The sequence below is a fragment of the Asticcacaulis solisilvae genome, assembly GCF_017875235.1.
Taxonomy (GTDB): Bacteria; Pseudomonadota; Alphaproteobacteria; order Caulobacterales; family Caulobacteraceae; genus Asticcacaulis; species Asticcacaulis solisilvae_A.
In genome coordinates, this window is the sequence record NZ_JAGGMI010000011.1 from 1 (window position 1) to 12,715 (window position 12,715).

9 protein-coding genes are annotated in these 12,715 nt (G+C 61.6%); 5 read left to right on the forward strand and 4 right to left on the reverse strand.

Going from position 1 to position 12,715, the window contains the following annotated elements; all coding sequences use genetic code 11:
• Positions 1 to 311: 311 nt before the first annotated feature.
• Positions 312 to 1,154, reverse strand: a complete 843-nt coding sequence (locus tag J2X24_RS16770; protein WP_209724197.1) for a PhzF family phenazine biosynthesis protein — start codon at positions 1,152 to 1,154, stop codon at positions 312 to 314.
• Between the two features lie 659 nt (positions 1,155 to 1,813).
• Here J2X24_RS16770 and J2X24_RS16775 point away from each other — a divergent pair.
• Entirely contained in the window at positions 1,814 to 4,816 is a 3,003-nt protein-coding gene (locus J2X24_RS16775) for a TonB-dependent receptor (RefSeq protein WP_310004464.1), read from the forward strand.
• A 114-nt stretch (positions 4,817 to 4,930) separates the two neighbouring features.
• Positions 4,931 to 6,475 carry a tryptophan halogenase family protein gene (locus J2X24_RS16780; protein WP_209724198.1) on the forward strand — a complete coding sequence of 515 codons (1,545 nt, stop codon included), beginning with the start codon at positions 4,931 to 4,933 and terminating at the stop codon, positions 6,473 to 6,475.
• Between the two features lie 32 nt (positions 6,476 to 6,507).
• Here the strand turns inward: J2X24_RS16780 and J2X24_RS16785 are convergent, their stop codons facing one another.
• Positions 6,508 to 7,032: a hypothetical protein gene (locus J2X24_RS16785; RefSeq protein WP_209724200.1), complete on the reverse strand. Its 525-nt coding sequence runs from the start codon at positions 7,030 to 7,032 to the stop codon at positions 6,508 to 6,510.
• A 273-nt stretch (positions 7,033 to 7,305) separates the two neighbouring features.
• Here J2X24_RS16785 and J2X24_RS16790 point away from each other — a divergent pair, with 273 nt between their 5' ends.
• The 3 genes from J2X24_RS16790 (at position 7,306) to J2X24_RS16800 (ending at position 10,366) form a co-directional block, all read left to right on the forward strand.
• A complete protein-coding gene (locus J2X24_RS16790) occupies positions 7,306 to 8,457 on the forward strand; it encodes a zinc-dependent alcohol dehydrogenase (protein ID WP_209724202.1) in 1,152 nt (383 codons plus the stop codon).
• Between the two features lie 3 nt (positions 8,458 to 8,460).
• Positions 8,461 to 8,949, forward strand: a complete 489-nt coding sequence (locus J2X24_RS16795) for a hypothetical protein (protein WP_209724204.1) — start codon at positions 8,461 to 8,463, stop codon at positions 8,947 to 8,949.
• Positions 8,950 to 9,292: 343 nt separating this feature from the next.
• On the forward strand, positions 9,293 to 10,366 hold the full coding sequence (locus J2X24_RS16800; protein WP_209724206.1) for an aldose epimerase family protein: 1,074 nt from the start codon (positions 9,293 to 9,295) through the stop codon (positions 10,364 to 10,366).
• Here J2X24_RS16800 and J2X24_RS16805 read toward each other — a convergent pair.
• Entirely contained in the window at positions 10,363 to 11,193 is an 831-nt protein-coding gene (locus J2X24_RS16805) for an alpha/beta hydrolase (RefSeq protein ID WP_209724208.1), read from the reverse strand. The genes J2X24_RS16800 and J2X24_RS16805 overlap by 4 nt on opposite strands.
• Complete coding sequence (locus tag J2X24_RS16810; protein WP_209724210.1) at positions 11,145 to 12,713, reverse strand: alpha-N-arabinofuranosidase; 1,569 nt, start codon at positions 12,711 to 12,713, stop codon at positions 11,145 to 11,147. Before J2X24_RS16810 ends, J2X24_RS16805 begins: the two co-directional genes overlap by 49 nt.
• Between the last annotated feature and the right edge of the window lie 2 nt (positions 12,714 to 12,715).

Consider the following 12,715-nt stretch of genomic DNA (forward strand, 5'->3'; position numbering starts at 1 on the left):
CGGTCATGAATAAATGAAAAGTCGATCACAGCTTCGATCTTGCGAAGCAGATGATCCTTCGGAACCAAGCCTTCGAGCGTAACCATCTCAAGGGCAGTTTGTTCGGCTGACGGCGCTTTGAGCATACCTCAATGAATCAGAAACCCCCGACTTACGCCAGAGGTTTGTCAGCAGTCTGAAGGCTCCCTCGGGAGCCTTTTTTCATGAATATCGGCCCGAGGGCTTCGAACCCTCGATAAGCAAAAAAGAGGTTTCGGCGGAGCGCAGCAAAGCCAATCCCTCTCTGTCCGCCCGCCGTAGAAGACACGCGCCTATAACGAGAGCTGCCCCGCGACGTGCGTGCGCGTCTCCCCACCAATCCACACCTGCCCCTCCCCATCCCGGCTTGCGTACACCCGTCCCTTGCGGCCAAGACATGTCCCTTGAGCCGCCACATAGTCCGCATCAGCCAAACCGCTCTCAAACAGCCACTGCGCCAGCGACGCATTGAGGCTCCCCGTCACGGGGTCTTCGATAATCGCGCCCGTGTGATCGCTGAAAAACGCGCGGACCTCGAACGTCGCGTCGCCACCTGCCGCATGTGGCCCCACCACCCCGATGTCAATCCGGCCGGGCCAGCTGCGTGATGGCTTAAGCGCCAATACCAGTTCCGCCGATGCCAGCCGGATGCCCAGCCACCCCGGCCCATTATCGACCCAGGCGGCGTCGATGACTCCATCCGCAGCGATACCCAGAAACCGCACCGCCTCGGCCAGATCTTCGGTCGATGGCGGTCCTGACCGGACAAGCGCCGGCGCCGCGAACGCCAGCCTGCCCGCTTCCCGCCGGATGCGGACAAGCCCTGCCCCGCATTCCTGGACAATTTCACCGCCATTTTTTTGCGCACCGCCGGCTTCAAGCCAGGCATGACACGTGCCAAGCGTCGGATGCCCCGCGAATGGCATTTCCCGCTCAAGCGTGAAAATGCGCACGCGGTAATCCGCCGCCGGATCGGTTGGCGGCAGGAGGAAGGTCGTCTCCGACAGATTGAACCAGCGCGTAATGCGCAGCATCTCCTCGGTCGATATATCCCCTGCCCCGCTGATCACGGCCAGCGGATTGCCGGAGAAGGCCTGCGCTCCGAACACGTCGATCATCGCCACCGAAACGCTCATGCCACTCTTCCTTTGCTGCCTGGGGTTCCATCAAGCCGCTGACAAGGATCGTGTCAACCTCACACATGCGCGGCGATGAGTCAGGCGTAGCGGCGTCAGAATTTCCGCCATGATGTGGTCGCCGTGGCCTTACCAAGCGTCCCGTCAAGAATGCTGGCGATCGGCAGTGGTGTTGGAATAGTCGTATTCAAAAATTTCAGCGAAGATGTGAAAGCACCGCCGGGCCGATCCACGGCCGTGACCACACGGGGTTCATTTTGTCCAGTGGACAAAATGTCTCGCAAGACGCGGACAGAACGGCCGCTTTCGTTACTCGGCGCCGTCTTCGCCGCACACAAGCAGAACGAGCAAACCCTGCCCTGCATTGGTGTAGCGCGTCCGTGTTAGCGCTATCCCTTTTATGCATAAAACTGTTACAGTTGCGGTAGCGATACCATAATTTATCTGTTACCAATTAGCCACAACAGCGCACGCACTGCCAAACATTTTTAATTAATTTTCAACAGGTTATGCGCATCTAAAATTTAATTAATCCAATTTGATTTTATGCCATCGATATCATTGGTATACCCTGATTGACAGCGCTATCATAACAAGACGAAAAAGTACAGCAGCGAACGCGTAACAGTTCGCGCTATCAACCAGTTGGGGAGACCACAGTGAAAACAATAACGCACCCGCGGGCGGCGCTGATGGCGGCCGTCTCGCTTCTTGCCATGACCGCGGCCACCGCCGTGCATGCGCAGGACCAGGCCGCAGCAGCAGCAGCCCCTGCCGAAGACGATGTCGTCGTCGTGCGCGGCTTCCGCGCTTCGCTGCAAAACAGCCTGAACACCAAGAAGAACTCGAACCTGATCATCGAGTCCGTCACCGCCGAGGACATGGGCAAGTTCCCGGACCAGAACATCGCCGAATCGCTGCAACGCCTGCCCGGCGTCCAGATCGACCGTGAAAACGGCCAGGGCACCAAGGTCCGCATCCGGGGCCTGGACCAGAACGTCACCGTCCTGAACAACGACATCTTCGTTTCGGGCATGGAAATCTTCCGTCTCGGCGAAGGCAATATCCGTCAGGACAGCTCGCTGGAAGGCATTCCGTCGGAACTGATCGGCGGCGTTGACGTCTATAAGTCGCCCGACGCCTCGCTGCTGGAAGGCGGCCTGGGCGGCATCATCAACCTCAAGACCCGTTCGCCCCGCTCCATCCGCGACACCCTGTTCTCGGGCGATTTTCGCCTGAACAAGGGTGGCGACGGCGATGCGACTCCGGTCGGCTCGCTGGTCTTCGGCAAGAAGTTCAGCGATGACTTCGGCATCCTGGCGACGATTTCGTACGACCGCACGGACATCCACACGGACGTCCTGGGCGGTGAAAACCGTGGCGGCTGGCGGCTGCTCGAGCGTCCGACCTCGACCGGCACGACGACGGTCTATTCGCCCGAATACCGCTACGCGACCAACCGCAACCAGGAACGCGAACGTATCGGCTTCTCGCTGAGCGCCGACTACCGCGTTTCGGAAAACCTGTCGCTGACCGCCGACTGGTTCCACTCCGATCTGTCGATCCTGACCAACGAAGCCTCGCTGAAGTTCCCCTTCGCCAACGAAGGCGCGACCTATGCCGCGTCGGGCCTCACCATCGACAGCGACAATGTCCTGCAAACGGGCACGGTCACGGCCAATTCGGCCGAGTCGATCACCTTCGTGCAGAACGGCGAAGTCTCGACCGACAACTTCCAGCTGGCGGCCAAGTGGGACAACGGCGGCAACCTGTCGGGCGTCGTCAAGCTGGCCATGTCCAAGGCCGAGTATGAAAGCTCATCGGCCAATGCCGACGTTCGCTATACGCAATATGGCGTCCGCGCCGTCAATGGCGGCGCCGGCATCACGCCGAACGCCACTGCGCCGGCGACCTTCACCTTCGCCTACACCAATGGCGACCTGCCGACCTTCACGCCGTCGGGTCCGAACGCCACGGCCTTCACGACGCCAGCCATGGTCTTCGCCAAGTCGCACTGGGCCTTCGGTGAAAACACCGAGATCAACAACACGGCCCTGTCGGCCGACTTCAAGTGGACGCCGGAATTCGGTGCCGACGCAGGCCTCGTCATCAGCTTCGGCGCCCGCTATGCCGACCGCGAAGTCGATTCCGAATACGGCCGCTACCTGGCCGACCTGTCGGGCCGTGGCGAACTGCCGGCGTCGGCGCAAGGCCAGTACCTGACGTTTGCCGGCGGCAACCCCGTTGTTTCGTCGACCAACACGCCGGGTTCGACCTTCATCAACTGGACGCCCTATGGCTACTTCATGGACGGCGCGATCGGCCTGAAATGGTGTGACGGCGCGGGCTCGCCGTGCGGCCGCTTCGGCGATTCGCGCGCCACGGCCTACCGTGACGCCACCAACCCGTACGACACGGCCGCCTCCAACCCCGAACGCTTCGAAAGCGTGAACATCCTGGGCATCAACGCCCTGGTGAACAAGGCCTCGGGCATGACGGACGCGGCCGCCTGGATCCAGGGCCTGTACCCCAATACGCCGTTCGCCTTCTACCGGGACCCGCTCGAATCTTTCCGCGTCGAGGAAAAGACCAAGACCGGTTACCTGATGGCCGATGTCGGTGAACGCGGCGACCGCTTCCACCTCAATGCCGGCGTCCGCGTCGTCTCGACCGAACTGACCGTCGATGCTTCGGGCACCCCGGTCACGCCGCTATGGTGGGGGACGGACAACTGGAACGGCATCCTGAAGAACCCGGACCAGGAAACGACGGTCCGTGAATATACCGATGTCCTGCCGTCCGCTTCGGCCGTGTTCGACGTCAACGACACCGACAAACTGCGCGCCTCGGCCGCCCGCGTCGTGTCGCGCCAGAACCTGTTCCAACTCGGCCAGGGCTCCAGCTACGACTTCACCCGGTCGTCGACGCCGGGGCCGGACCTCGACAAGTTCCTGTATACCAACGGTTCGGGCGGTAACCCCGAGCTTGATCCGTACCGGGCTTCGCAGTTCGACGTCGCCTATGAGCGCTACCTCGGTTCCAAGGGCTTCGTCTCGGGCGCCTACTTCTATAAGAGCGTCGACAGCTTCATCCAGACCGACACGATCAATGTCTGCGTTGCCGACCAGTCGGCCGCCGGCTGTACGTCAGGTCCGTTCGCGGCGCCTGTGAACGGCGAAGGCGGCTCAATCAAGGGCTTCGAAGTGGCCGGTCAGTACGTTTTCGATGCCGGCTTCGGCTTCCAGGCGAACTACACCTACTCCGACTCCGAATCGTCGAACTTCAACGATTTCGAAGACAACCTGCCGATCCCGGGCGTCTCCAAGCACGCCTATAACGTCCAGGCCTTCTATGAAAACAACGGCCTCGAAGCCCGCGTTTCCTATGCCTGGCGCGACAAGGCCTATTACGGCAACTTCGCCTTCTCCTCCGGCGCGGCGGCCGGCGGCACCGTTACGGCGGGTACGTGGGAACGCGCATATGGCCAGCTCGACGCCCAGATCGGCTATGCGCTCACGCCGAGCCTGAAGGTCACACTGGAAGGCATCAACCTGACGGAAGAAGCCACCAGCCGCTACCTGCAATTCGAGAACCTGCCCTTCCGCTACGCCACCGGCGAACGTCGTATCGTTCTCGGCGTGCGGTACACCTTCGGTAAGTAAGCCTTACCGGAACTGACGGGGGCGGGTTAAGTGCACTTGACCCGCCCATCGTCTCCCATAACTCTTGGCCGGCTCCTAATCCCTAAGAGCCGGTCCTTTTTATCTGGTGTCTCCATGGTCGCACATCCCGATCCCATCCGGCACATCACCATCGTCGGCGGCGGCACCGCCGGATGGATGGCGGCGGCAGCGTTCGCGCGCAATCTTGGGCAGCACCTGAAGATCACGTTGATCGAATCCGAGGAGATCGGCACGGTCGGCGTCGGCGAAGCCACCATTCCGCCAATCAAGCTGTTCAACGCCATGCTGGGCCTCGATGAGGCCGAATTCATGCGCGAGACGAAAGGCACCTACAAGCTCGGTATCGAATTCAAGGGGTGGCTCACCGAGGGTCAGCGCTACTTCCACCCCTTCGGCGTCTACGGCCTCAAGACCGAGCTCGGCCACTTCCTGCAATTCTGGCTGCGCGTGAAGGCCGCGGGCGATATATCGTCGATCGAGGACTATTCGCTGTGTACCCTGGCGGCAAAGGCCGGGCGCATGGAGAAACAGTCGGATGATGTCCGCGAGGTCATGGCGAACTTCGGTTCGGCCTATCATTTCGACGCCGGCCTCTATGCGCGCTACCTGCGCGCCTATTCGGAAAAGCGTGGTGTCACGCGTATCGAAGGCCGCATCGCCGAGGTCAACCTGCACACCGAAACGGGTTTCGTCAACGACGTCACCCTGGCCGATGGCCGCAATGTCGAGGGCGACCTTTTCATCGACTGTTCGGGCTTTCGCGGCCTGCTGATCGAACAGGCGCTGTCGAGCGGCTACGAAGACTGGTCGCACTGGCTGCCCATGGACCGCGCCGTCGCCATGCCGTGCGCCCACGGCACGCACGATCAGAATGGTGATCCCGTTATCCGCCCCTACACGACCTCGATGGCGCGTGACGCCGGCTGGCAGTGGCACATCCCGCTGCAGCACCGCGTCGGCAACGGCTATGTCTACTCCAGTCGCTTCATCGATGACGACGACGCCGAAGCCGTTTTGCGCGGTAGCCTCGAAGGCGAGGCGCTGGCCTCCTCCAACCGGTTGAAGTTCGTCACCGGCCGGCGCAAAAAATTCTGGAACAAGAATGTTGTGGCGCTCGGCCTCGCCTCGGGCTTTATCGAGCCGCTGGAATCGACCAGCATCCACCTCGTCCAGTCGGGGATCAACAAGCTGCTGCAGCACTTCCCCGATCGCTCATTCGCTCCCGCCAATAGCGACGCCTACAACCGCCGCCAGCACCTGGATTATGAACGCATCCGCGACTTCATCATCCTGCACTACCACGCCAACCGGCGCGACGGCGCCCTGTGGGACTATGTACGTACCATGGACATCCCGGATACCCTGGCGCACAAGCTGGCCGTCTTCCGCGAGCGTGGGACCTTCGCCAATGCCGCCGAGGAAATGTTCACCCCGACGTCGTGGATGGCCGTAATGATGGGCCAGGGCGTTGAGCCCCAAGGCTACGATCCTCTGCTGGCCTACGAGGACCTGGGCACACTGCGCACGGGCTTTGAACGGATGAAACAGCACCTTGGTGACCTCGCGGCCGCCATGCCGACTCATCGTCAGTACCTGGAAAAACTGGGCGCCTTGGCGAAGGAACAGGTGTCTGCTTAAACGAAAGGCGCCCGCAGGCGCCTTTCAGGTTCTTACTGCGCGTCGGTCTTGACCGAGGCATTACCCGAAGCCGAACCGCTGACCGGCACGTCCGGAAGCGGCGTCGACGCCACGCCCTTGGCCGTATCCTTGGCGCGCTGACCGGCATTCCTGGCCGTGTCCCTGGTCGCGGAAGTCACACCGTCGACGCCTGTAACGCCGGCATTGGCGCTCGCCTGCCCGGTAACGCCATCGGTCGAAACCTGGCCATTGCCGTTGACACCCCCGGCGACGTCGACATCCTTGGCGGCATCGCCAAGGCCACGCGCATCCTGCCCGGTGGCTTCGATGACGCCGCGCGACCGAGCCGTGGTGTCGCGGACCGCGCCTTCGGTCGTGGTGATCGCCGAGCCCGGATTGACCTGCGTGTCGCCCTGGACCTGTCCGGTAACCTGGCCGACCGGGCTAGTCACACCACCGGTGAGGCCACCTCCGGCCTGGCCGCCAAGAAGCTGGGCCTGGGCGGAAAAGGCGACGAGAGATACGGCGGCGGTCGCCAGAAAGGTCTTGATCGTCATGGGTTTACTCCTGATTCACATGCTTGTCCGGCCCGCACCGCGGCTGAGCCATGAGATCGGAAGCTTGAACCGGCAAAAATAAATTGGCGATGCCGTTGCTTTGGCCGCCACATAAGACGTGAAATCGTTTTCGCGCATGAGGTGAAAATCACCCGTGCTTCGCGTCCTGACGCAGACACAACGGCAGGCAAGGTGCCGTCTCATATCATTTTTATGGCCGCCGTCGCTAAAGCTCGAACCAGCGCCACGCCCATTTTTGCCAAGGACCGATCCATGCTTGCCATGACCTACCGGGGCCCCAACCGGGTACGCCTCGAATGCAAACCTGTCCCCAAGATCGAGCATCCGGAAGACGCCATCGTCCGCGTTACGCGCTCGTGCATCTGCGGCTCGGACCTGCACCTCTATCACGGCCTGGTGCCCGACACGCGCATCGGCCAGACCTTCGGCCACGAATTCTGCGGCATTGTCGAGGAAGTCGGCCCCGAGGTGAAGACGTTGAAGGTCGGCGACCACGTCCTGGTCCCGTTCAACATCGCCTGCGGCCGCTGCCTCTTCTGCAAGCAGGGCCTGTATGGCAACTGCCATGAGGCCTCGCCCGAAGCTACGGCGATCGGCGGCGCCTTCGGCTATTCGCATACCGCCGGCGGCTATGATGGCGGCCAGGCCGAATATGTCCGCGTGCCCTATGCTGATGTCGGCCCCTATGTCATTCCCCGCGAGATGGATGTCGAGGACGCCGTTCTGCTGACCGACGTGGTGCCTACCGGCTACCAGGCGGCCGAGATGGGTGCCATCAAGCCCGGCGATACGGTCGCGGTCTTCGGCGCCGGTCCCGTCGGCATCATGGCCGCCAAGTGCGCCTTCCTGTTCGGCGCCAGCCGCGTCATCATCATCGACCATCTCGATTACCGGCTCGAATTCGCCGCGAAGTTCTCGGGCGCCGAGACCTATAATTTCAAGGAAGGCGATCCGGTCCTGTTCCTGAAGAAGGCCACGGACTGGCTGGGGCCAGACGTCTGCATCGACGCGGTCGGCGCAGAGGCCTCGGGCAACACCATGCAGTCGGCGCTCAGCCGGGTCTTCAAGCTCACCGGCGGGGCCGCCACGGGCCTGCATTGGGCGATCAACGGCGTGCGCAAGGGGGGTGTCGTGTCGATCGTCGGCGTCTATGGCCCGATCGACACCTTGGTCCCCATCGGCAATGTCCTCAATAAGGGCCTGACCATCCGCGCCAACCAGGCGGCCGTCAAACGCCACCTCCCCGTCCTGGTCGAACACGTCATGGCCGGCCGGCTCAAGCCCAGCGAGATGATTACCCACCGCTTCCCGCTGGAGGAGATATCCGACGCCTACCGCATCTTCGCCGACAAGCTCGACAACTGTATCAAGCCGGTCCTGGTGCCGGCGAACGCTGGGATTTAAACCATGGACGCGAAACTCGACTCCATCGAACACGAAACCGAAATGAACGCCAAGGACTGGCCGGCCTTCCCCATGCGCCAGGAAAGCGGCGACGAACACAAGGGACAAAGCTGGCAGAGGCCGACGCAACAGGACGCCACGGTCGAAGTCCTGCATTCGAACGAGCGGCCGAACCTGACGGCGGTCTTCGGCACCACAGTGCCGCCCAAGGGCCTGAGCGGACACATGCGCCGCCTGGCGTTCAAATTCTCAGAATCGCAGATGCCGCACTGGGTCATGCTGGTCGCCGCCGACCGCGTCCAGATGATCGAGGCGATCGGCGAAGACCTCAGCCGCGGCCATGTGCCCAATCTGTTCGAAGAGATGGGACTGAAGGCCGAGCTTAAGCACAATCCGGTGCGCTTTGCCTCGCGCATCGGCGTCGCAGCGGTGGCGGGCATAGGGCTTTATCTTCTGCTCAAGCCCAAGCCTAAGCGTCGCGGCTGGTTCTGATCTCACTTTCGACCAGAAAGGACTTATGATCGATTATGACAAATAGATCATAATCGATCATTTTGCTTGACCTGATTTAATTAGTCTGACAAAATAAGCCTTCGACATTCCCTAATTGTGTCGCCTATCTCCCCCCACCTCCCTGAGGGCAGATATAGTTTGGGCCGTTTCGCTTGACGCGAAACGGCCTCTTTTTTTGCGCCTGTGTTTCGTTAGAGCGATATGCCAAAAAGTGTGCAGCGGTTTTTGGCTAAATATCGCTATAAAACAAAAACCTAGAGCATGATGGCGGTTCAACTTAAACGCATCATGCTCTAGACTGCTACCAAAACAGGAGACGCCGATGAAGCTGCTTTTGATTCCATTCCTGGCGCTGGTGGCGCCGTCCCTCGCCCATGCCGGATGCAGTGTCGAAAAGGCAAGTTACGGCACGCTGTCGTCGGGCCAGGCGGTCGATGCCTGGACCATCCGCGACAAGGGGTTGACCGTGACCGTACTGAGTCTCGGCGGCATCCTATATCGCATCGAGGCGCCCGATCGCGACGGCAAGCGGATCAATGTCGTGCGCAATCTCGACAGCCTGGCGACCTACGAAAAACGCGACAATTTCTCGAGCCTGGTCGGCCGCTATGCCGGGCGGATTTCCGGTGGCGGCTTTACGCTCGACGGCCAGCGTTACGAGCTGAAAGGCCGGCCCGACGGCGTCGTCAGCCATGGCGGCCCGAAGAGTTTCGGCAGCCGCATCTGGAACGTTAAGCGCCAGGGGTGCGGCGTTGAACTGTCGCTGGAAAGCCCCGACGGCGACAACGGCTTTCCCGGCACGGTCAAGGTTCGCGTCCTCTATACGGTCAAAAAGTCGGCCCTGACGCTGAAATACAGCGCCACGACGGACAAGCCGACCGTCCTCAACCTGACCCACCACGTCTATTTCAACCTGTCCGAAAAGCCGGATGTCTTTGACCACCGCCTGCAGATTGCCGCGGATCACTGGCTGCCGACCGATGACAAGCGTGTGCCGACCGGCGACATCCTGCCGGTCAACGGCGCGCTCTACCTGCGCCCCGGCGCGCGGATCGGCGATGTCGTCCATGCCAAGGAGGCCTCGATCAAGATGGCCAAGGGTCTGGATCACAGCTTTATCCTGAACGGCCAACCCGCTGCCCGCCTGAGCGACCCGGCCTCGGGCCGGACCCTGACCGTCACCACGACGGAACCCGCCGTCGTCGTCTTCACCGCCAACAGCTTCGATGGCTCGCTGAAGGATTCCGAAGGCCGTCCGCTGGTCAAGGGTGCCGGCGTGGCGTTAGAGACCCAACACCATCCCGATGCACCCAACCGCCCGGACTTTCCATCAACGGTGCTCCGGCCGGGTGAGACGTTCAGTTCGCAGACAACCTTCAGCTTCGATGTCGATTAGTTCTGCTTCAGCCAGTCCGCCGCCAGACCTGCCCACGCCGCATGCGTCCCTTCCCGGTCGCGCAGGGCAAAGCCGTGCGGTGCGTCGGCGAAGATATGGGCGTCGACCTTTCCGCCGGCGTCGCGGACGGTCTTGATCAGGTTGAGCGCGTGTTCGACCGGCACCGCCTGATCATGCAGCGCATAGGCCAGGAAGACCGGACATTGCGGGATGCCGTGCGGTTCGGTCGTGATGCCGATCGCCCAATCGTCGTAGAAGGCCTGCTTTTCCGCCGGCGGATAGTCGGGCTTTCCGGCTGGCGCCTTGTACTTTGAGTGATTGGCGTTGATCGGCGCATAGGCGATGATCACGCCCTTCGCATCAACGTCCGGCTGACAGGCAATCGTCCCGGCCAGGTGTCCGCCAGACGACAGACCGACCACGAACAGGGGCAGGTCGCGCGGGATGTGACCCAGACCCGCCATGGCATCAGTCAGGGCGATGTCTTTCGGGTGTACGTCACCCAGGCCATTATTAGAACCCGGCAGTCGATGAACGAGCACATAGGCATTATAGCCCAACCCGTTCAGCCATTGCGCGACGTCAGTACCTTCGCGGTCATAGACAAGTTGCAGGTAGCCTCCGCCCCCGCAGACAATAGCCGAGCCCTTGGCGTTCGGCACTTCGAAAGCGTGCAACTCAGCGCGGTTGACAGCGGTGAAGACGCGATCCGGCCACTGGCTACCCAGCACATTATCGACGCCCTCGGACAGGGCAATCACGCGTGTTGGTTCGGCTGTCACTGCACCGTCAGGACGGTGACCGACTTCGACGGGACTTCCAGCCATACCGCTTTTCCTTTGGCCTTGATGTTTTTGAGCGCCACCGGCACGAATGGATCGGCCTGATCGAACGCCGGATGGGCGTCCATGGCATCAGCCGTCAGCATACGGCTGTCGGTAACCTTGCCCACGCCGCTCAGGTCGATACGCGCGGCCTTTTCTGGATCGAGGTTGACGATCGAGACGTGGACTAGGCCGGCTGCATCACGTGATGCCGAAACACTCAAGGACGGCAAGTCGCCGTAAGCCGGCGCCGTGACGTCGACCGGCAACCGCGTCGCATCCTGGTGAACCTTATACATCTCAAAGACATGCCAGGTCGGGGTTACGATCATCTTTTCGCCCTTGGTCAATACCATGGCCTGCAGGACATTGATGGTCTGAGCGATATTGGCCATGCGCACGCGGTCGGCGTGGTCATGGAAGATGTTGAGCGTCATGCCAGCGATGATGGCGTCACGCAGGGTGTTTTCCTGATAAAGGGTCGAGGCGCCCTTGGTGCCGTCCCACCACGTGCCCCACTCATCGACCGCCAGGCCGACCTTCTTTTCGGGGTCGTACTTGTCCATGATGGCGCCGTGCTTGCGGATCAGCTCGTCCATAACATAGGCGCGCTTCAAGCCGGCCTTCCAGCCGTCCTCGCCGAAGCCGGTGGATGCGCCCTTCTTCTGCCAGGTGCCGGCGAAGGTGTAGAAGTGCAGCGACAACATGGGCATCAGGGGCCGGTCGACATTATACGCCATGGGCGACGGATCTGGCCGCCACAACATGGCGCGCTTCATCATGGTCTCGGTCCAGGCATATTCGTCGGTATCGGCGCCAACCGCGATCAATTGGCCACGCGGCCCTGACCAGGTACGCACGAAGGCGGCGTACTTTCTGAACTCATCAGCATAGGTGTCGGCGAACATATTGCCGCCGCAGCCCCAGGTCTCGTTACCGACGCCGATATAGGGCACATTCCACGGCTCGGTGCGGCCGTTCTTCGCGCGCTCCTTGCCCGGCGGCGAGTCCGCCGGCGCAGTCATGTACTGCATCCAGCTATCGGCTTCCTGGACTGTTCCGGAGCCGACATTGATAGAAACGAAAGGCTTGGCGCCGACCTGTTCGGCGAAGTCCATGAATTCGTGCGTGCCGAAAGCATTGCTTTCCGGCACATTGCCCCATGAGCCATTGATCGAGGCGGGGCGTTTGTCGCGCGGCCCTACGCCATCGCGCCAGTGGTAGCTGTCGGCGAAACAGCCGCCCGGCCAGCGCACGACTGGCGGGTTCAGTTGCTTCAACGCCGCGACGACATCCTTGCGGATGCCGCGCGTGTTGGGAATGGGCGAGTCCTCACCGACCCAGATGCCTTCGTAGACGCCGCGCCCGAGGTGTTCGACGAAGTGACCGTAGATATTGCGGTCGATCTTCGCGCCCAGTTTGTCGGCATGCACGACGATTTTGGCGTCGATCGCCTCAGCCGCACCCGCAGGCACGACTGAGACGATGGCGAAGGTTACAGCGAGGCTCGCCCAGACTCTCATGG

Excerpts from the sequence above, each read along its gene's own strand:
- J2X24_RS16810 (WP_209724210.1), bottom strand. The coding sequence starts at position 12,713 with ATGAGAGTCTGGGCGAGCCTCGCTGTAACCTTCGCCATCGTCTCAGTC.
- J2X24_RS16805 (WP_209724208.1), bottom strand. The coding sequence starts at position 11,193 with ATGGCTGGAAGTCCCGTCGAAGTCGGTCACCGTCCTGACGGTGCAGTG.
- J2X24_RS16795 (WP_209724204.1), top strand. The coding sequence starts at position 8,461 with ATGGACGCGAAACTCGACTCCATCGAACACGAAACCGAAATGAACGCC.
- J2X24_RS16785 (WP_209724200.1), bottom strand. The coding sequence starts at position 7,032 with ATGACGATCAAGACCTTTCTGGCGACCGCCGCCGTATCTCTCGTCGCC.
- J2X24_RS16770 (WP_209724197.1), bottom strand. The coding sequence starts at position 1,154 with ATGAGCGTTTCGGTGGCGATGATCGACGTGTTCGGAGCGCAGGCCTTC.
- J2X24_RS16780 (WP_209724198.1), top strand. The coding sequence starts at position 4,931 with ATGGTCGCACATCCCGATCCCATCCGGCACATCACCATCGTCGGCGGC.
- J2X24_RS16790 (WP_209724202.1), top strand. The coding sequence starts at position 7,306 with ATGCTTGCCATGACCTACCGGGGCCCCAACCGGGTACGCCTCGAATGC.
- J2X24_RS16800 (WP_209724206.1), top strand. The coding sequence starts at position 9,293 with ATGAAGCTGCTTTTGATTCCATTCCTGGCGCTGGTGGCGCCGTCCCTC.